The organism is Bradyrhizobium sp. ISRA436 (assembly GCF_029910015.1).
In the GTDB taxonomy this organism is placed as follows: domain Bacteria; phylum Pseudomonadota; class Alphaproteobacteria; order Rhizobiales; family Xanthobacteraceae; genus Bradyrhizobium.
The window spans coordinates 5,425,654-5,445,354 of record NZ_CP094519.1 but is presented as its reverse complement, the minus strand read 5'-3'; the positions used below and the strand labels follow the sequence as shown (position 1 = coordinate 5,445,354).

Annotated in this window: 19 protein-coding genes; 17 read left to right on the top strand and 2 right to left on the bottom strand. The window is 61.1% G+C overall.

Annotation, left to right across the window (positions count from 1 at the left end; translation table 11 throughout):
• Window positions 1–397: 397 nt before the first annotated feature.
• The gene (locus MTX23_RS25670; RefSeq protein WP_280972998.1) at window positions 398–661 is read right to left on the bottom strand and encodes a hypothetical protein; all 264 of its coding nucleotides are present in this window, start codon (window positions 659–661) and stop codon (window positions 398–400) included.
• On the opposite strand from MTX23_RS25670, the gene MTX23_RS25665 reads away from it, so the two are divergent.
• The 3 genes from MTX23_RS25665 (at window position 660) to MTX23_RS25655 (ending at window position 3,420) form a co-directional block, all read left to right on the top strand.
• Entirely contained in the window at window positions 660–980 is a 321-nt protein-coding gene (locus tag MTX23_RS25665; RefSeq protein WP_280972997.1) for a DUF736 domain-containing protein, read from the top strand. The genes MTX23_RS25670 and MTX23_RS25665 overlap by 2 nt on opposite strands.
• A gap of 1,257 nt (window positions 981–2,237) precedes the next feature.
• Window positions 2,238–2,519 carry a helix-turn-helix domain-containing protein gene (locus tag MTX23_RS25660; protein WP_280972996.1) on the top strand — a complete coding sequence of 94 codons (282 nt, stop codon included), beginning with the start codon at window positions 2,238–2,240 and terminating at the stop codon, window positions 2,517–2,519.
• 19 nt (window positions 2,520–2,538) lie between these two features.
• Window positions 2,539–3,420, top strand: coding sequence for a replication initiator protein A (locus MTX23_RS25655; RefSeq protein WP_280972994.1), 882 nt, complete (start codon window positions 2,539–2,541; stop codon window positions 3,418–3,420).
• Between the two features lie 431 nt (window positions 3,421–3,851).
• On the opposite strand, the gene MTX23_RS25650 is transcribed toward MTX23_RS25655, so the two are convergent.
• Window positions 3,852–4,499 carry a hypothetical protein gene (locus MTX23_RS25650; protein WP_280972993.1) on the bottom strand — a complete coding sequence of 216 codons (648 nt, stop codon included), beginning with the start codon at window positions 4,497–4,499 and terminating at the stop codon, window positions 3,852–3,854.
• A 59-nt stretch (window positions 4,500–4,558) separates the two neighbouring features.
• On the opposite strand from MTX23_RS25650, the gene MTX23_RS25645 reads away from it, so the two are divergent.
• From MTX23_RS25645 to trbL, 14 genes are all read left to right on the top strand, one after another.
• Window positions 4,559–5,023: a DUF2840 domain-containing protein gene (locus MTX23_RS25645; protein WP_280972992.1), complete on the top strand. Its 465-nt coding sequence runs from the start codon at window positions 4,559–4,561 to the stop codon at window positions 5,021–5,023.
• Entirely contained in the window at window positions 5,020–5,532 is a 513-nt protein-coding gene (locus MTX23_RS25640) for a S26 family signal peptidase (RefSeq protein ID WP_280972990.1), read from the top strand. Before MTX23_RS25645 ends, MTX23_RS25640 begins: the two co-directional genes overlap by 4 nt.
• Window positions 5,529–6,428, top strand: a complete 900-nt coding sequence (locus tag MTX23_RS25635) for a lytic transglycosylase domain-containing protein (RefSeq protein WP_280972989.1) — start codon at window positions 5,529–5,531, stop codon at window positions 6,426–6,428. The genes MTX23_RS25640 and MTX23_RS25635 overlap by 4 nt, the downstream gene beginning before the upstream one ends.
• A 247-nt stretch (window positions 6,429–6,675) precedes the next feature.
• Entirely contained in the window at window positions 6,676–8,439 is a 1,764-nt protein-coding gene (locus MTX23_RS25630) for a DUF3363 domain-containing protein (protein WP_280972988.1), read from the top strand.
• A 41-nt stretch (window positions 8,440–8,480) separates the two neighbouring features.
• Complete coding sequence (locus tag MTX23_RS25625) at window positions 8,481–10,463, top strand: conjugal transfer protein TraG (RefSeq protein WP_280972987.1); 1,983 nt, start codon at window positions 8,481–8,483, stop codon at window positions 10,461–10,463.
• 6 nt (window positions 10,464–10,469) lie between these two features.
• The gene (locus MTX23_RS25620; protein ID WP_280972986.1) at window positions 10,470–10,898 is read left to right on the top strand and encodes a CopG family transcriptional regulator; all 429 of its coding nucleotides are present in this window, start codon (window positions 10,470–10,472) and stop codon (window positions 10,896–10,898) included.
• A 278-nt stretch (window positions 10,899–11,176) separates the two neighbouring features.
• Window positions 11,177–13,141, top strand: coding sequence for an MFS transporter (locus tag MTX23_RS25615; protein ID WP_348637511.1), 1,965 nt, complete (start codon window positions 11,177–11,179; stop codon window positions 13,139–13,141).
• Window positions 13,142–13,350: 209 nt separating this feature from the next.
• Window positions 13,351–14,319, top strand: coding sequence for a P-type conjugative transfer ATPase TrbB (trbB, locus tag MTX23_RS25610; protein WP_280972985.1), 969 nt, complete (start codon window positions 13,351–13,353; stop codon window positions 14,317–14,319).
• Between the two features lie 50 nt (window positions 14,320–14,369).
• Entirely contained in the window at window positions 14,370–14,642 is a 273-nt protein-coding gene (locus MTX23_RS25605; RefSeq protein WP_280978186.1) for a TrbC/VirB2 family protein, read from the top strand.
• Window positions 14,642–14,905, top strand: a complete 264-nt coding sequence (locus tag MTX23_RS25600) for a VirB3 family type IV secretion system protein (RefSeq protein ID WP_280972983.1) — start codon at window positions 14,642–14,644, stop codon at window positions 14,903–14,905. Before MTX23_RS25605 ends, MTX23_RS25600 begins: the two co-directional genes overlap by 1 nt.
• An 8-nt stretch (window positions 14,906–14,913) precedes the next feature.
• Complete coding sequence (gene trbE / locus MTX23_RS25595) at window positions 14,914–17,355, top strand: conjugal transfer protein TrbE (RefSeq protein ID WP_280972981.1); 2,442 nt, start codon at window positions 14,914–14,916, stop codon at window positions 17,353–17,355.
• Entirely contained in the window at window positions 17,352–18,077 is a 726-nt protein-coding gene (trbJ, locus tag MTX23_RS25590) for a P-type conjugative transfer protein TrbJ (RefSeq protein WP_280972979.1), read from the top strand. The genes trbE and trbJ overlap by 4 nt, the downstream gene beginning before the upstream one ends.
• Window positions 18,077–18,460, top strand: a complete 384-nt coding sequence (gene trbK-alt / locus MTX23_RS25585) for a putative entry exclusion protein TrbK-alt (RefSeq protein ID WP_280972978.1) — start codon at window positions 18,077–18,079, stop codon at window positions 18,458–18,460. The genes trbJ and trbK-alt overlap by 1 nt, the downstream gene beginning before the upstream one ends.
• A complete protein-coding gene (gene trbL / locus MTX23_RS25580; protein ID WP_280972977.1) occupies window positions 18,457–19,686 on the top strand; it encodes a P-type conjugative transfer protein TrbL in 1,230 nt (409 codons plus the stop codon). The genes trbK-alt and trbL overlap by 4 nt, the downstream gene beginning before the upstream one ends.
• Window positions 19,687–19,701 lie beyond the last annotated feature (15 nt).

The window sequence follows — 19,701 nt, the reverse complement described above, 5'->3', positions numbered from 1 at the left end:
AGGCAGCGCGTACGGTCAGCGAACCAGTCGGACGACGGCTCAAGCGCCGGACGATGCTCTCGTCTGCATCTGAGTGGTTCCGGACAGCTGGTACGACCGCCTGCCTCTGTGCGGCCGTCAGTGTCGGCATAGCGCGGACGCGGATTATTGTTCTGGACACGCGCCCAGGCCGGAGGGCGTCGCCGGATGACGTGTCGGCGAACGCGCGGCCTGGGTCGCACTGAGCGTGCCGAGTGTCATTGGGCCGATGATGTGCCGGCGGCAGGCGCGTCGTTGCGGCATTGTGCCATTCGACGATTGCGCCTTTCCTTCGCATGCTCTTTCCTTCTCTACGCCCAGCCCAGACGACCCCTTGTGTTGGACAACGACGTCCGCCAAGTCTTGCTCTCCAGAGTGTTCAGCGCTCGGACGCACCTGACCTCGTTGGCTCGATCTGGCCGACGACCGGCTGCGCCTCGATCGTCTGAGCCGCAACGCCGGCAATCAAAACTTTCTTCCCCTGGGCTGACGCCCATTCCTCGCGAGACAAGAAAGTTTCTCGCCGGCGTCCTTCGCTGCGCTCCGGCCCAGAAGCGGGTGCGCCGCCGATCGTCGTCGGCCTGTAGATCGCCATCGAGGCTGCGGTGGTCGCGGGCTCGAACAACAGAAGGAGAAGAGACATGGCTAACATCGGTTCTTTCAAGAAGGTCGGCAACGATTTTCAGGGAGAGATCATCACGCTGAGCCTGCAGGCCAAGGGTGTCCGAATCGTCGCCGAGGCCAGCCGCGGAAACGAGAACGCTCCGAGCCATCGCGTCTATGTGGGTCGAGCGGAGATCGGAGCGGCCTGGTCAAAGCGCTCCGAGGAGGGCCGGGATTACCTGTCACTCAAGCTCGATGATCCGTCGTTCAACGCGCCGATCTATGCGAATTTGTTCGACGATGAAGCCGGCGAAGGCTATACGCTGCTCTGGTCGCGGCCGCGCAAGAACGGCGACTGAGGTCGATCCGTCGAAGCCCCGCCCGGTTCATCGGGCGGGGCGCTTCGTTGTTTTGTCCACTGGTCAGCGAGTATCCGTCGTCGCCGGATGACCCGCTCGCATCGACTACTCGATCTGCGCCCGAGGCGCTCGCTCGGCGTCCCATGCGATACAGTTGCGACCGCCAGGGCGCTCGCGGTCGCGACTTTGCTATGAATCAGGGCGGGCTGGTTCGCAGCTGGCGTACGCGCCGGCTGTTCGGGGAAACTCCAGATACGCGCGATCTCGGGCGACGGTTCGCCGTCGGCAGCCGACAATGGGCCCCCTCTGTAGTCGTCGTGCTGACTCCCATCGAGGCGCGGCGTGCAATCCCGCCTCGTTCTGAAAACGGTGCAGCTGCATAGCACGATGCCAGCACCGTCTTGAAAACGCTGTCGGTATCCACACTGCTGACGAGCGATCCGGTCATTGCAGGCCACCGTGTTGATCGTTGCTCAGCCAGCCCGATCTCACTCCTGAGCACCTCGACATTCGCCCGGCCAGCGATGCAGCAAGTTCGGTGCCCCCCCTGACATATGATATCGCCAGGCAGCGATCGGCTTCTCGGACAGGGGGCACTCGCGCATCGCGGCTCGTCATTGCAGTCGGCCCAGTCTCCGAATCTGTCAAAATGGTAACGGCATCCAATGTTTGCTGGATTGGCCGCAACTCACTTAGCTGACACTCGAAGGCTGGTTGATTGGCGGACGCGTGCGCTGGTGAGCTGGTTTGTGCACTCGGGGCAACGGCCAGCCGACTTCAATGCTTCGTGGATCGATCTTCATTCTGTCCCCAACGTAGGCCGTTCAAGGTTTCTTCAGTATTCCAGGCGCGGCTTTCGAAAAGCGGACCTGACGGAAAGGAAAGCCATAGAGGCTCAAATTCGTTTGACTGTGGCCGGCTCGACCTCCATCGCTGAGCAGGAGAATGCCGCGCGAATGCAGCATGCGCCGGGTAAACCCCGCCCTTCGGCGCATCTAAAAGCTCCCGTTTGCCCCGTTTCGGTGCGCCCCAGTGGCCAGCGAACAGATGAGAGCGCCGACGGGGCCTGCCACTGATGCAGGGTGGATATGGCTGACTTCCATGAGCTGGACGTAGAGAGCTAGCGCTATCAGCTTGGGGTATCGAAAATCGGCCCCTCAATATTCGGCATCCCGCTCCGAAAACAAGCTCCTCCATAATGACCACACGCACGGCGGCGCTGCCGTGCGCAGCGTGCTGTCATCCAGGAGCTATCTAATGCCCGATCCAATGGCCGGCCTACCCCCACGCTTTCTGCGTACGGCAGAAGCGGCGCGTTATCTCGGCCTGTCCGGTCGCACGCTTGAAAAGCACCGTACATACGGCACTGGCCCGACCTATCGCAAGATTGGCGGTCGCGTCGTCTACGCCTTGGATGATCTGAAAGCTTGGGCCGATCTCGGCTCCCGGACATCAACTTCCGATCCCGGCAAGGGGGCTGTACTGCCGGCCAAGAAGCACCCGACCCTGCGCCCGTATGCGGGACAAGAACGCCGGTGAGCATCGGGGGGAGCTTGCGATGCGACTTAAACATCACTCCGAGCGAGACCAACTCCAGCTGTTTCGAGCGCTGCCTGGCGATCTCGCGCCCCGGGACACCCAGGATCTTATGGCGTATCCATTCTTTTCGCTCGCGAAAACGAAGCGGATCGTGCCTATCGATTTCCGCGCCGGCACAATAGCAATTCGCGTTGAAGCCGTGCCGGAGCACGGTATGGCCACCATCTGGGATGCGGATGTTCTGATCTGGGCAGCTTCCCAGATCGTCGAAGCACGCGACGCGGGCTTGAAGACTTCACGCCTCATGGCTGCAACGCCTTACGAGATTCTGACGTTTGCCGGCCGCGGGACAGGCGCGCGAGACTATGATCGGCTGAAGGCGGGCCTCGACAGGTTGCAGTCAACGACGGTGCTGACATCGATCCGTCAACCTGCTGAGCGGCGGCGACATCGTTTTTCATGGATCAACGAGTGGAAAGAAACTGCCGATGCAAACGGGCGCGCACGCGGGCTGGAGTTGATCCTCCCCGATTGGTTCTATGCAGGCGTTATCGACGACTCGCTCGTGCTCACGATCGATCGCACTTACTTCGATCTGACAGGCGGACTTGAGCGCTGGCTTTATCGGCTCGTGCGCAAGCACGGTGGCCGCCAGGTCGGCGGCTGGAGTTTTGACCTTGTGCACCTCCATGCCAAGTCCGGCAGCCTCTCGCCGCTCAAGCATTTTGCATACGACGTACGGCAGATTGTCCAGCGTCAGACATTGCCCGGCTACCGGCTCTTGCTCACCCGCGATCGGACCGGCGCTGAGCGGTTGAAGTTCGCGTGCACCCCGATCGGCCCGCTCACCCAAGGACTTCGCGGGCGCGGTATCACTCCAAACTCGGAGGACGGCCTGTGAATCAGCTCGTGCTATCGGGGACTGCGCCCCTCGTGCTATCGAGGACCGAATCCTCGTGCTATCGAGGACCGAAATCGAGCTCAAGTGCCTGTTTTTCAGCGCTTTGCGGTCGCTGTAACGTTACTAACATACTGACACTAACTTCTTGTTGTGAATCAGTGCGTTGTGAACAAGTCGTGCGCCGCTCTGGTGAGGATGCCTCATGCACGTTCTCTCTCTCTCTCGCCGCCCTTCTGCAATCCGATTCTCCTGTCGAAGCCACGCGTGCCTTCGCAGTCGCACGCAAGCGCTCGCGATCATCAGTATCGACATCGCTGCGTCGTGTTCGTCACTTTCCCTTGCGGCAGCTCACGCGGCGAGAAGAACTCTGCAATATCCGTGGTGGGCACGATGCCCGCAGCATGCCGGAAGCTGCAAAATGGGCACTCACGCTAAGCTGCGCCGTTCGTGATGACCTCAATGAGGGGCTCAAAGCCGCCGGCAACAAAAGTTCCGGTCTCACCCACAGCTCCGCCTCCTCGAAAGACGCCGCTCCGCCGTGGCGGAAGGCGAAGGCCCTCATGGAAGGGGCCGGGTCGCGGAGGTCCTTGAGCGGACGCCGCGACCCGGCGGCGCCTGTTGCCGGCGTCAAACTGGAAGGTCGTGCCGCCGATCCAGACCTTGAGCAGCAGTATGGTGTGCGGCCGCGCCATCAGCGCCGGGCGCTGCAGTTCGGCCAATCGCGGCGGCATCGCGTTTCGGGCGTGGACCAGCGACGCGATAACCGCCTCCGGTTTCTTCTTCCCGGCCATGATCTCGTGCACCCGCGCGTCAAGGCGGTCGACCGAGATCCTGCCGACTTTGAGGCAAAACGGGCGCAACAGGCCGCGGATCATGTTCTCCATGGGCAGCACCCTGCCGAGCATTGCCCTGCGCCGGACCAGCAGCGCCTGCAGGGTCTGTACGTCCTCCGACTTGACGTGCACAGCCCGGAACCAGCCGGTCCGTGCCTGTACGATGTCTTTTGCGTCGTTCCGATCGACAGACAACGGCGGTCGACGAACCGTACCAAGATTTACATCTCTGCCCCGCCGCCGCACTGGTCCGCATCCAGGGCTTCGACGGATAGCGCTTGCCTCCACAACGGAAGAGCTGACGCATGAGCGATCTCACGCAAGTGGAAGTCCTGTGGCTTGAGAGGCGCATCGAAAACCGTATCCGGTTCGGTCGCATCATCGAAGAAAAAAAGGTCGATCGTCACCGCCGTATCCTGTCATTTGCGCCGCACAGCATCTTCGCCTTTGTCCGCTGGACATCGAACGACTTTGGAACGGTCGTCTCACGAATTGACATCTTGCGCGCAGTTGCACCGGGGCAGCGCTGCTCAACCGTACCCTATGTGAAGCCTGGAGGGGAAATCCTGCTACGGCTTTCCGGTTGGCTGAGGGTCGAGCGGGTGTTGCAGATGATTGATGCGATTGAGGCGCTCGACATTGATCCAGCCGATGTTGCTCCTGATCATTGGCATCACGTTCACAACCGCCTCTCTGTGAATGAGAGCCCGCGTCCGTACACGAAAGCGCGACATCAGGCTTGGCTTCACCGGCGGAGAGTCATGCGATGATCAGCAAGCTGAAGATCATGATAGCGATGTGTGGGGCCGCTGCTGCGCTGATAACGACAATGGTGCTCGAATCAAATCCACTCTACATCTGGAACGGGTCTGCGAGTGTCCCGATCGGCCTCTATCGCTTGCGGCCCCTGGAAAAGCTCTTCGTCACGGAGCTGGTCGCCGTTCTGCCGCCGGAGCCGCTCGCGACCTTTCTCGACCTGAACGGCTATCTGCCCTCGGGCGTCCCGATGCTCAAACGCGTGCTAGCGGTTCCAGGACAGACGGTCTGCAGAACCGGACTCACGATTTCGGTCGACGGGATTGCGGTGGGCGAGGCGAGGGATCGCGACAGGCGCGGCCGACCGCTGCCCAAGTGGGACGGGTGCCGCGTGGTCGGGGACGCCGAACTCTTTCTCATGAATTGGCAGTCGGATGATTCACTCGATGGCCGGTATTTTCGTTTTCTGCCCGCATCGGCTGTCATCGGCCGTGCCTTTCCCATGTGGACGTGGGAGGAGTGATCGTGCGTGTTTCATGTGGCCAGCGCGCCATTCCTCTGTTCGATCAATTGAGGGACCATTCCTCCATCCCGACCAATGTCTGCAAGGCCGACGTGCGCAGCGGCGGTCCAGGGCGGCCGAACGGCCGGCGCGAAGCAGCTTTACCCTGGACGGGCGTGAGCACGGTGGCATGCTTGGCTGGGTCGGGAGCGCTCGTCTGGGCTGTCGAGCCGCTGCTGTTCGTTTTCACGGTCTGCGGCAATGCCGCTGTTGCCGGAGAAGAATCTGCTAGCCAGCCAGCCGAGGAACAGGTCAGCAATGCGTTTGCGCTATTCATTGTAGAAGCCTCACAACGGTTCGCAGTGCCCGTGCGCTGGATCAGATCCGTGATCCGGCTGGAGAGCGCCGGCGACGTGCGTGCCAAATCGTCGAAAGGCGCAATGGGATTGATGCAAATCACGCCAAAGACCTGGGCGGATCTTCGTCGGCGGCACGATCTCGGCAACGATCCCTACGACGCTCGCGACAATATTGTGGCCGGCACGGCATATCTGGCGGAACTGCGCGACAGGTATGGCATGCCCGGTGCGCTTGCAGCATACAATGCTGGGCCAGCACGCTACGAAAGGCATCTCGCCGGCGCCCCATTGCCAGTCGAGACTCAAGCCTATGTCAGCCATCTCGCAAATTTGTTGGCAGTTGAGCTCGCTTCCCGTCGCTCCTGTCGCGAGGTCCTTTGGACCACCGCCCCGTTCTTTGTTAGGCGATCGGAACACAAGAGTCGTCCGGATTGGGAGCAGGCTAGAAGCGTCGCGAACGGGGCACTCGCTTCTTCAGGTGTTCACCCTCTATCGTCCATGATTCCCACAGGGACCGGTCTGTTCATCGTGAGATCCGATGTTGGAGGCACACGATGAGCAACTGCGTGAATCGACGAGCGATGGGAAGCGGTAGAGGGAAGTTGGCGGAAACGAGAGGACAGGAGCGCACGACAGCACGACGGCAAGATAAAAGGGGCTCGCCCGTCAAGCCGCAAGCCATTGTCATGGCATGCGTTCTTCCGTGCCGGCCGGTCGTGACGCGTGCCGCGCCTTTCGAATTCACGAGCAAATTCAAGACTGCCTTCGGCACTCCTGGCTTTCTTGCATCGGCGGAGGACCTGACATGATTGCGCGCGATAGCGATCTCCGCATCCGACCGGGACGAATCCGCAGCACACGGGCGCCAAAGCAGAAGAGCTTCATCAACCAGGTGCTGCGTGCGGCAATGAGGGCTGGCCACACCTCGACTCACGCAGGGGTCTATCGGTGCGCTTCAGGTCGCGGACGCTCGACGTTCGGGCGCGGCCGAACCCATTTCAGCCGTGATCGCCTGTTCAGCCCGACGCGTCGCGTCACAGTGAAAGCGCGCGTGGTGCGTCATCAGGGACGTGCGTTCCGATCTGCGTCGCTGAACGCTCATCTCGTCTATTTGAAGCGCGACGGCGTGAGCCGAAGCGGGCAAGAGGCCGCGATGTTCGATGCGCAGAGCGATCACGTCGATGGTGCTAGCTTCGCTGCCCGATGCAAGGAGGACCGGCATCATTTTCGCTTCATCATCTCGCCGGAGGACGCCAGCGACCTGACCGACCTCAAATCATTCACGCGTGACCTGGCCAAGCATATGGAACCGGATTTAGGCACCCGGCTCGAATGGATCGCCGTCGATCACTGGAATACAGACAATCCTCACATCCATCTGCTTATTCGTGGGGTGGACGAGACAGGCGGCGATCTCGTGATCTCCCGCGACTACATCAGTCGCGGTTTGCGCTCGCGTGCCGAAGAGCTGGTCTCGATTGAGCTCGGACCCAAACCGGAGCACGAGGTTCGCAATGCTCTTGAACGGGAGGTTTCCGCCGAGCGCTGGACGCGGCTTGATCGCGAAATTCGCCTCGCCGCCGATGAAACGGGCTACATCGACCTCCGTCCTGACAATCCTGCTACCTTCGATCCCGAAGTCCGTCGCCTCATGATCGGGCGCCTCCAGCATCTCCAAAAAATGGGGCTGGCCTCCTCGGCCTCCCCCGGCGAATGGATGGTGGGGCTTGAAGTCGAGCGCCACCTCCGCGATCTCGGCATGCGCGGTGACATCATCAAGACCATGCATCGCGCCTATGTGGAGCGTGGGCAAGAGCGCAGCGTTGCCGACTTCGTTATCGAGGGCGAAAAATCTTCAGCGCCGATCCTCGGACGGCTGGTCGGAACGGGACTTCACAACGAGCTGACCGGTGAGGCATATGCGTTGATCGATGCCACTGACGGCCGTGTCCATCACGTTCGCTTTAGAGGTGTTGAGGCCTTCGAACATGCGCCGCCAGTCGGAGGGATTGTCGAGATCCGGGAATTTGGAGCTGCCGAGGAACTGCAGCCGACGCGACTGCTTGCGAACCGATCGGATTTCGACCTCGCGGCTCAGATCAAGGCGCAAGGTGCGACCTGGCTTGACCATCGCCTTGTCGAGCGAGAACCCATGCCACTTGCGCTCAGTGGGTTCGGCCGCGAGGCGCGGGACGCGATGCAGGCCAGAGCTGAGCATCTCGCCGCAACAGGGTTAGGAAGACGGCAGGGCCAACGCATCATTTTCCAGCGCGATCTCTTGAATACCTTGCGCCGTCGAGAACTCGATGCAGTCGGATCTAGGATCGCTGCCGAGACGGGATTGCCGCAACGGAAGGCGGCCGTCGGTGAGCAAGTGTCGGGCACGTACCGGCAGCGTGTGACGATGACCTCAGGCCGCTTTGCAATGATCGACGACGGGTTGGGCTTTCAGCTCGTGCCTTGGTCGCGCGAGCTCGAGAAAAGGATCGGCCGACATGTCACCGGTACCGCCAAAGACGCCGGTGGCATCGAATGGAGCTTCGGTCGGAAACGAGATCTTGGACTCTAGTCCGACGTGATCCGGCCCGAACAGAAGTAAGAGCACTCAGCATGTCCGGAACCAAGATTCTATGGGGACAGATCATCATCGTGGGAACGATCGTGCTCCTCGCAATCTGGGGAGCCACACAGTGGACCGCCTGGCGGTTGGCCTACCAGCCAGAGCTGGGGCAACCGTGGTTCACGGTACATGGCTTTCCGCTCTACTACCCACATGCCTTCTTCTGGTGGTGGTTTGTCTACGATGCCTATGCGCCCAGCATCTTCGTGGAAGGCGCCTACATCGCCGCGTCGGGGAGTCTTTTTTCGATCGCGGTCGCCATCGGGATGTCGGTCTGGCGGGCACGCGAAGCCAAGGATGTAGAGACCTATGGATCGGCGCGGTGGGCGGACCCGAACGAGGTGAGGAAGGCCGGGCTGGTAGGTGTTGACGGGGTCGTTCTCGGTAGGCTTGCCAAGGACTACCTCCGCCACGACGGACCGGAACACGTGCTTTGCTTTGCGCCGACCCGTTCGGGCAAGGGCGTCGGCCTCGTAGTTCCATCGCTGCTGACCTGGCCAGAGTCAGTGATCGTACACGACATTAAGGGCGAAAACTGGCAACTGACGGCTGGCTTTCGGTCGCGCCATGGCCGGGTACTGTTGTTCGATCCGACGAACGCCAGATCTTCAGCCTATAACCCGCTCCTCGAGGTTCGCCGCGGAGAGTGGGAGGTCCGGGACGTCCAGAATGTCGCCGACGTTCTTGTTGATCCCGAAGGCTCTCTCGACAAGCGGAACCACTGGGAGAAGACCAGCCACTCTTTGCTGGTCGGAGCAATCCTGCATGTGCTCTACGCAGAGCGCGACAAGACGCTGGCCGGCGTCGCCGCCTTTCTGTCGGATCCTAGGCGGCCGATCGAGGCAACCTTGAAGGCGATGATGACGACGCCGCATTTGGGCGAGGAGGGACCGCACCCGGTCGTTGCCTCAACGGCGCGGGAGCTCCTGAACAAATCCGAGAATGAGCGCTCTGGGGTGCTCTCGACCGCGATGTCGTTCCTCGGGCTCTATCGGGATCCGGTCGTCGCCGAGGTGACAAGCCGATGCGATTGGCGGATTGCGGACCTGATCGCAGATCATCGTCCGACCACGCTATACCTTGTGGTACCGCCATCCGACATCTCCCGAACGAAGCCGCTGATCCGTCTGGTGTTGAATCAAATTGGCCGCCGCATCACGGAAGAGCTGCAGGCCAAGGTCCGCCGGCATCGTGTTCTCATGATGCTGGACGAGTTTCCGGCATTGGGGCGCCTCGACTTCTTCGAATCTGCACTCGCCTTCATGGCCGGATACGGGATCAAGGCCTTCCTGATCGCGCAATCGCTGAATCAGATTGAGAAAGCCTACGGTCCAAACAACGCAATCCTGGACAATTGCCATGTCCGTGTGAGTTTCGCGACGAACGACGAAAGGACAGCAAGGCGTGTCTCGGACGCGCTCGGTACCGCGACCGAGATGCGAGCCATGAAGAACTATGCTGGTCACCGCCTCAATCCCTGGCTTGGGCACCTGATGGTCTCCCGGCAAGAGACCGCAAGGCCGCTGCTGACGCCTGGCGAGGTGATGCAGCTTCCTCCGACCGATGAGATTGTGATGGTGGCGGGCACGCCACCGATCCGAGCCAAGAAGGTACGTTACTACGAAGACAGACGCCTCACGGAACGAGTTCTCGCGCCGCCAGATTCGGCCGGGTTGCCGCGGTCTTCGCGCGAGGACGGTTGGTCTAATCTTAGGCCGCTCGTGCCGACCAACTTGGCTGTGGAGGCCGAGCAGACCCAATCGGATGCCGCCAACACTGGTCTTCGCCGCGAGCCTGAGCTTCCAGATCATATCGCCATCGTCAAGGAGACGACTGACGTGACGCCAGCGGAAGAGTTCGCCGTTCTCGAGGACGACGATGACGCCGTTCGTCAATCCCGGCTTCTCTGCCAACAGATGCGCGGTGTCGTCCGCCAAGTAGCTCTCGACCCGAACGACGGTATCGATCTGTGAGGTTCCATGCGCAATCGCATGAACGTGTATTTCCCGCCCGAGTTACTGAAGCAGATTTCCGATCTTGCGGATCGCAAGGATCTCTCTCGTTCGGCAATCGTCGAGGCGGCTGTCAACTCCTTTCTGTCGCCCGACGGAGCTGACCGAAGAGAAGCGGCCTTCGTCCGCCGTCTTGACCGATTGTCGCGTCAAATGCAGAGGCTCGAGCGTGACGTCGGTGTGACGGCCGAGACTTTGGCCCTGTTCGTGCGCTTTTGGCTGACGATCACACCGCCCTTGCCGAACGAGGCTCAGACAGCCGCACAGATCAAGGGCCGCGAGCGGTTTGAGGGATTCGTTGAGACCTTGGGGCGTCGCCTGCAGAAGGGCCAGAGTTATTTGCGCGAGATCCCTGCGGACATTTTGCGCGGCGCATCGGATGATGTCGCCGACTGATGGACCTGGGCATTTCCTTTCACGTCAGCTGTTCTTATCCCGCCAGAAAACTGGCCGATCCTTTCTTTCCTCACGCCCGCCTACGATGAGGGGCCTTGCACTCTTGAAGCAGCGATCGCCCTGTCCTTTGTGAGGCGCCGTATCAACGGGGCAATTCATCCAGTCCGAGTGATAGCTAGGTTTGCACTCTGCGCGACCGTGCAGAGACCGCAATTCTGCGCTCGACGGAGCTACTCGCGCAAACAGCTGACGAGATGCGCTCCTTAGTGAGGTTCGCAATGACAAGAAAGGTATGCGTCCAGCTTTCCGAGCAGCTGTTCGAACAGCTTAAGGCCACAATGGAGCACTCGAGCGCAGGTAAGAGGATGGTCGTAGAGGCGGCTCTTGAACGGTACCTTGATCCAGTGCCAAGCGGCGAAGACATCGCCCATGGGCATCTCGATCGGATCAGCAAACAGCTTGAGCGTCTTGAACACGAGCTCCGCATCATCGGCGAAACTGCCGCTCTTCACGTCCGGTACCGCCTGACCGTCCCGCCGATGCCGCAGTCGCAGCAGCGCGAAGCGTGTCAGATCGATCATGACCGGCCCACGGTTCTCGCCGGGCAAGTCGACAGCCGCTTTCGTCTCGGCCGATCACTGATCCAGGAAACGATCAGCGGGCTAACCGTGCCCAACGTCGCGGGATCCCTGCTTGAGAGTCAGAAGGATACTTCGAAGAGTTCGAGAACAGCCGATCAAGAGACGCCTCCGATAGCCGCTGAGGTCCCGAACTCCGAGTTAACGGCTGCCGTCCGGGAGGACGGCAGCCCAATTTTCGGCACCTGCCGAACAAATTCTGCTGAGACGGCCGGTAAGGTCGAGCCTAGCGCGCCACGCGCGAAGGGCGATCGATTCGACAGTCAAATGTGGGGTATCGCGCGACGCCTTCCGACCTGGCGCCTAATCGCGGGTGTATTTCTGCCGTTCGCGGCCGGTTACTACCTTTCCTATCTATTCCGGACGATCAATACGCTGATCTCTGGTCCACTTGTCAGTGACCTCGGTCTCGATGCGGCAGAGCTCGGGCTGCTGACATCGGTGTATTTCCTGGTCTTCGCAGCTGCCCAGATTCCTGTTGGCACCCTCCTGGACCGGTTCGGACCGCGTCGGGTTCAGAGCGGGCTGATGTCAATTGCTGCCGCGGGTGCGGGCTTATTTGCCACATCAACGGCATTTGTCCCGCTCTTGCTCGCCCGCGCGTTGATCGCACTCGGCGTTGCGGCCTCCTTGATGGCCGGGCTGAAGGCGATTATCGTATGGTTTCCGAGAGAGCGGGTCGCGCTGGTCAATGGCTACATGGTCATGCTGGGCTCGCTCGGGGCCGTAACCGCGACCGCGCCTGCCGACGTCCTGCTGGGCTGGATAGGTTGGCGGGGGTTGTTCGAACTCCTGGCCGTGGCAACTGGCGGGGTGGCCGCGCTGATCTACCTGTTGGTTCCTGACAGTCCACCGGCTCAGAGCCAGCACTCTCACTCGCGCGCTCTCAAAGAAATCTATCTGAATCGGCGCTTCTGGCGAATAGCGCCTCTCTCTGCATCCTGCGTCGGATCAGCCTGGGCCCTCCAGGCCTTGTGGGCGGCGCCCTGGCTTACAGACGTGGAAGGACTGGATCGGCCGAGCTTGGCCACGCACCTTTTCGTTATGGCGCTAGGGATCAGCGTTGGTGCGTCGCTTTTAGGCATCGTCGCGGATCGGTTGCGTCGACGTAGGGTCCAAACCGAAGTCTTGTTTGCCGCACTGGCGGTGGTGTTTGTTGCGGCGGAGCTTGCGCTGATTCTGCGTCTGCCGTTCCCTTCGCTGTTACCATGGTCTGTCGTGTCAGTCGTGGGAGCGGCCTCCGTCCTCAGCTACGCGATCATAGCCGACTATTTCCCAACTGAACTTGGCGCCCGTGCCAATGGCGGCTTAAACCTTCTTCATTTTGGATGGGCCTTCGTGGTCCAATGGAGCACTGGCCTCATCCTTGGGCAATGGTTGCCGCAGGATGGCCATTACCCAGTGGTCGCCTACCGGATGGCATTTGGTGCCAGTGTTGGCTTCCAGGTGCTGGCGTTGGCATGGTTCATTTGGCCCAGTATCCGTCGTCTTGGCCGGACGACTACACCGTCGTTCGTGCGAGAGCCTTCAGGCGACTGGCACGAGTCGATGGTGCCGTCGGCGGACACCGCCATCCTGGAGCCACTTGAAGGAGCGGAATGGTGACGCCGATCTTTTGCGGTTCATGTCACATTCGAGGATGATCGTATACGGCATGGGTCCGGAACCTGCTGTGAGCCACTCCCAACCTTTCTTTTCATACGCCAGGCTACGAACGCGGCAACACCCTTGTTGATCCCGGTCTATTTCTGCCTTTTCTAATCATCCCCATCTGAGGGCGCTGCTTGTTCTGCCCTCGGTCGGCGGGGGCGGCAGTGGCAATCCATTCGTTTCAATCGGAGGTGACCTCGCGCGGTGCGCGAATGCTCCGCAGTGCACTAGGGCCCGCTATTGCTCGTTACCTTGAAGACGAGGCAATCGTCGAGGTGATGCTGAATCCCGATGGACGGCTATGGATCGACCGGCTGCCAGGCGGCCTGACCGAAACCGGTGAGCAGCTCTCCGCGACAGATGGAGAGCGTATCATCCGCCTGGTGGCGCATCATGTCGGTGCCGAGGTCCATGCCGCTGCGCCGCGCATTTCTGCGGAACTACCCGAAACTGGAGAGCGGTTCGAAGGACTCTTGCCGCCTGTCGTGGTCGCGCCAGCCTTCGCTATCCGCAAGCCCGCGGTCGCGGTATTCACGCTCGACGATTATACTGCCGCGGGCATCATAATGCCTGAGCAGGCAGTTGCTCTGCGTCTGGCTGTCGGCGCACGCAAGAACATCTTGGTCGCCGGCGGTACTTCGACGGGAAAAACGACGCTTACCAATGCCTTGCTTGCGGAGGTCGCGAAGACCAGCGATCGCGTGGTTCTAATCGAGGACACTCGCGAATTGCAATGCAAGGCGCCGAACCTCGTCGCGCTGCGCACCAAGGACGGGGTGGTCACGCTTTCGGATCTTGTGCGCTCCTCCCTTCGACTGCGCCCAGATCGTATTCCTATCGGCGAGGTTAGAGGCGCTGAAGCGCTCGATCTGCTCAAAGCCTGGGGAACGGGGCACCCCGGCGGCATCGGCACCATCCATGCGGGCACCGCCCTCGGCGCGTTGCGCCGGCTCGAGCAGCTCATTCAGGAAGTCGTCGTCACGGTACCGCGCGCGCTGATCGCCGAGACCATCAACGTCATTGCTGTCCTTTCCGGGCGCGGCGCCGCCCGCCGGCTCACCGAGCTTGCACGTGTCGACGGCCTTGGGGCGACCGGCGATTACAGCCTCTCACCAGCAGGAGACTTGACATGAGCTTTCCATTTTCAATCTCGCCGCGCGCGACTTGGCTGCTCGCAGCGGCGATGGGTATGCTTGCGAGCTCACCTGTCCGAGCTGCGGGCTCCAACATGCCATGGGAGCAACCGCTGAACCAAATCCTGCAGTCGGTTGAAGGACCGGTCGCGAAGATCATCGCTGTCATTATCATCGTGGTCACAGGCCTAACGCTGGCGTTTGGCGATACGTCCGGCGGCTTTCGCAGGCTCATTCAGATCGTATTCGGGCTTTCGATTGCCTTCGCAGCCTCGAGCTTCTTCCTGTCGTTCTTCTCCTTCGGCGGCGGCATGGTGATCTGATGGACGAGCCAGTTGCAGGGTTCGTCACGCCAGTGCGCCGTGCGTTGACCGAACCGATCCTGATGGGGGGAGCGCCTCGCGCGGTCGCCATCGTGAATGGGACCCTTGCCGCGGCTCTTGGACTCGGACTGCGTCTGTGGATCGCGGGCCTGCTGTTCTGGGCCATCGGCCATGCCGCAGCCGTCTGGGCCGCCAAACGCGATCCCGCCTTCGTCGAGGTCGTGCGCCGCCATCTGCGGGTTCCGGCTCATCTCAGCCTTTAGAGCCTTCCATGATGAATCTTGCCGAATATCGCCGATCGAATACCCGGCTTGCCGATTTTCTGCCGTGGGCGGCCCTGGTCAATGAGGGGATCGTCCTGAACAAGGATGGCTCATTCCAGCGGACAGCCAGATTCCGCGGACCGGATCTCGACAGTGCTGTACCGGCCGAACTCGTCGCCGTCGCGGGCCGGCTGAACAACGTGTTGCGTCGTCTGGGTTCCGGCTGGGCGGTGTTCGTGGAGGCGCAGCGCCATTCCGCTGGAGTCTATCCGCTGAACTCGTTTCCGGATGTGGCGTCCGCGCTGGTCGATGCGGAGCGGAAGGCGCAGTTCGATGAGGAGGGCGCCCATTACCAGTCGAGCTATTACCTGACGTTTCTGTACCTGCCACCGGTAGAGGACGCGGCGAGAGCCGAACGGCTTCTATATGAAGGCAGTAATCGCGCTCCGAGCAGCGACGCGCGCGAGGTTCTCGGTGGGTTCGTCGATCGAACCGATCGCATTCTGCAACTCGTCGAGGGGTTCATGCCGGAATGCGCTTGGCTCGATGACTCGGAGACGCTGACTTACCTCCACTCGACGATTTCCTCGAAAAGGCATCGGGTTCGTGTGCCGGAAATCCCGATGTATCTGGACGTGCTGCTTGCGGACCAGCCGATGACGGGCGGGCTCGAGCCAATGCTGGGCGCGGCACACCTGCGTGTGTTGACAGTCGTCGGATTTCCGACCGCGACAACGCCCGGCATTCTTGACGACCTCAACCGTCTGGCATTTCCGTACCGATGGTCGACGCGGGCTATCATGCTCGACAAAACCGATGCCACAAAACTACTGACGAAAATCAGGCGCCAATGGTTCGCCAAGCGCAAATCGATCGCGGCGATCCTCAAAGAAGTGATGACCAACGAGGCGTCCTCGCTTCTCGATACCGACGCCCAGAACAAGGCTATGGATGCCGACGCTGCGCTCCAGGAGCTGGGGGCTGACCAGATTGGTGAAGCCCTCATCACGGCAACCGTGACGGTTTGGAGCCAAGACCCGCGTTCGGCCGATGAGAGACTACGGCTGGTCGAAAAGGTGATTCAGGGGCGCGATTTCACCTGCATGATCGAGACGATCAATGCTGTCGAGGCTTGGCTCGGCAGCTTGCCCGGACATGTGTACGCGAACGTCCGGCAGCCGCCGATCTCGACACTTAATCTCGCGCATATGATTCCCCTATCAGCCGTGTGGGCCGGCGAGGCGAGGGACCATCATCTCAAGGGTCCGCCCCTGTTTTATGGCAAAACAGAGGGAGCGAACCCCTTCCGTTTCTCGCTTCACGTCGGAGACGTCGGACACACTTTGATTGTGGGCCCGACCGGTGCCGGAAAATCGGTTCTGCTGGCGCTCATGGCGCTGCAGTTCCGCCGCTACCCCAACGCCCAAGTCTTCGCGTTCGATTTCGGCGGTTCGATCCGCGCGGCCGCGATCGCGATGGATGGAGATTGGCACGACCTTGGTGGAGTGCTGTCGCAAGATGCGACGGGGCCGGTCGCGCTGCAGCCATTGGCCTGGATCGACGATCCGGCCGAAAGAGGCTGGGCCACCGAATGGGTTGCTTCAATCCTCACCCGCGAGAAGGTCGACATTACGCCGGAGGCGAAGGACCTTCTGTGGTCGGCGCTGACGTCCCTGGCCTCTGCACCCCGCGCGGAACGGACGTTGACGGGACTTTCAGTGCTTCTTCAGTCGACGGCTCTGAAGCGCGCCTTGCAACCATATTGCCTTGGCGGTCCCTACGGCCGACTGCTTGACGCGGAGTTCGAGCGCCTCGGCGAGGCCTCCGTCCAGGCATTCGAGACGGAAGGATTGATTGGAACTGGCGCGGCGCCCTCAGTACTTGCCTATCTATTTCACCGCATTGGCGACCGTCTCGACGGCAGTCCGACCCTCATCATCGTCGACGAAGGATGGCTTGCGCTCGATGATGTGGATTTCGCCGGTCAGCTCCGCGAGTGGTTGAAGACGTTGCGGAAAAAGAACGCGTCTGTCATCTTCGCTACCCAGTCGCTATCGGATATCGATGGGTCAGCCATTGCTCCGGCCATCATTGAGAGCTGCCCGACCCGGCTGCTTCTGCCAAACGAGCGGGCGATCGAACCTCAGATCACCGCGATCTATCGCCGCTTCGGGCTCAATGATCGCCAGATCGAGCTGTTGAGCCGAGCCACCCCGAAGCGGGACTATTACTGCCAATCTCGCCGCGGCAATCGCATGTTCGACCTCGGTCTCGGCGAGGTTGCGCTCGCCTTTACGGCCGCATCCTCCAAGACTGACCAGGCGGCGATTGAGAGGCTGATCGCAGAGCACGGCCGCGATGGCTTCGTGGCCGCCTGGCTCCGGCACCGCGAAGCGAGTTGGGCCGTGGATCTCATTCCCAGTCTCAGCAATCTGGAGAAGTCACAATGATCCGTCATAGATTCCTAGTCATCAGCATCATCGTATTGTCATTTGCAGCTACCGGACCGGCGCGGGCACTGATCGTCTTTGATCCCAACAACTACGTTCAGAATGTTCTGACCGCAGCGCGCGAGCTGCAGCAGATCAGCAATCAGATCACCTCGTTGCAGAACCAGGCACAGATGCTGATTAATCAGGCGAAGAACCTGGCGAGCCTGCCGTACTCTTCGCTGCAGCAGCTTCAGGCGTCGATTCAACGGACCCAGAAACTCCTGGCCCAGGCACAGCGTATCGCTTACGACGTGCAACAGATCGATCGGGCCTTCGCGACCAGTTACGCGCCGACGAACAGCAGCCAATCCGATTCCGCGCTCTTTGTAGGTGCACAAGCACGCTGGCAAAACTCGGTTGCGGCGTTTCAGGACGCGCTTCGTGTGCAGGCGGGTGTCGTGGGTAACCTCGATACCAACCGCATTCAGACCTCGGCCCTCGTGAGCTCAAGCCAGGGCGCAAGTGGCGCCTTGCAAGCGACGCAAGCCGGCAATCAGATCCTTGCGCTTGAGGCGGAGCAGCTCGCCGATCTGACCGCAACTGTGGCGGCGCAGGGCAGGGCTCAATCGCTTGAATCCGCGCAGCGCGCCGCTGCCCAAGACCAAGGGCGCGAGCAGCTTTGGCGGTTTCTGAGACAAGGCCAAGGTTATCAGTCCTCCAACGTCCAGATGTTTCACTGATGACCGACCTCAAGGCCTTTAGAGCACTATCGCTGGCTATTTCGGCGATCGCCGGACTGGCAGCCATCGTTGCCTGCACGATCCAACTGCGTGAGCCTCACAAGGTTGCGGGGCCGACGCAATCGAACGAGAAGGCGAACACTGCGCTCGGGTCGGATCTGGCACGTTGCCGTTCGGTGACGTCGGAGCAAGCACCCGCTTACGAGCGCTGCCAAAGGGCTTGGGCCGAAAACCGACGGCGATTCTTTGGTCACAAGGCAAACTCGCCCGGTATCGCCGAAGCTGATACCGGTGGTTCGCCATCATTGTCCGCACCAAAGGATCAAAGCCGTATCCCGCAGGGCAGTCCCTCGGTCGTTGCGCCACGGGAAGGTGATCAATGACGGGCACCGGAGTCATCGACCAGTTCCTCGAAACGTTCACCCGCTACATCGACAACGGCTTTGGTCTTGTCGGAGGTGAGGTCGGCTATCTCGCGACGACGCTGGCTGCCATCGACCTTACGCTGGCAGGTCTGTTCTGGAGCTGGGGCACGGATGATGACGTAATCGCGCGGCTCATCAAGAAGATCCTCTTTGTCGGGATCTTTGCCTATCTGATCGGGAACTGGAACAGTCTCGCCAGGATCGTTTTTGAAAGCTTCGCCGGTCTTGGACTGAAGGCATCAGGGACCGGTCTTTCGGCCGGTGATTTCGTTCACCCCGGGAAGATTGCGCAGGTCGGCCTCGATGCCGGCCGGCCGATCCTGGACTCGATCTCGAATCTAATGGGCTATGTCAGCTTCTTCGAGAATTTCGTTCAGATCGCCGTTCTGCTCTTCGCTTGGGCCGTTGTTCTGATGGCCTTCTTCATCCTGGCCATTCAGCTCTTTGTCACGTTGATCGAATTCAAGTTGACGACGCTTGCTGGCTTCGTGCTGATTCCGTTCGGTCTGTTCGGCAAGACTGCATTTGCCGCCGAGCGGGTCCTCGGCAATGTCGTCTCATCCGGCATCAAGGTGCTGGTGCTGGCCGTGATCGTCGGCATTGGATCGACCTTATTCTCCCAATTTACCTCCGGCTTCAATGGCGGCCAGCCGACTATTGAAGATGCAATGACGCTGGTTCTTGCCGCGTTGTCGCTGCTGGGGCTGGGGATCTTTGGGCCTGGCATTGCCAATGGTCTGGTTTCGGGTGGCCCGCAGCTCGGGGCGGGCGCCGCAGTCGGTACGAGCCTCGCTGCCGGTGGCGTTGTTGCCGCGGGTGCCGGTCTCGCCGCCGGCGGCATGGGACTCGCCAGCGGAGCGATCGCAGGTGCTGTGCGGGGAGGCAGCGCGATCGCAAGCGGAACGGCTGCTGCCTACCGGAGCGGCGGCGTTCTCGGCGTTGCCGAAGCTGCCACCTCCGCGCCAGGGAGTCCTCTACGCCGGCTCGCTGCGGCTGTGGGCGGCAGCGCCCAATCCGTCGGCCAGGTGTCAGGGGGCTCGGTCGAAAGCCCGCCGGAATGGGCACGGCACATGAAGCGCACCCAGACGATCAGTCAGGGCGTTTCGGCGGCAACACACGCTGTTCGGTCAGGTGATCCCGGGGGAAGTGGCGGCTCAGTCGATCTGTCGGAGGGCGGGCGCTAGTTGGTCAAAAACTCT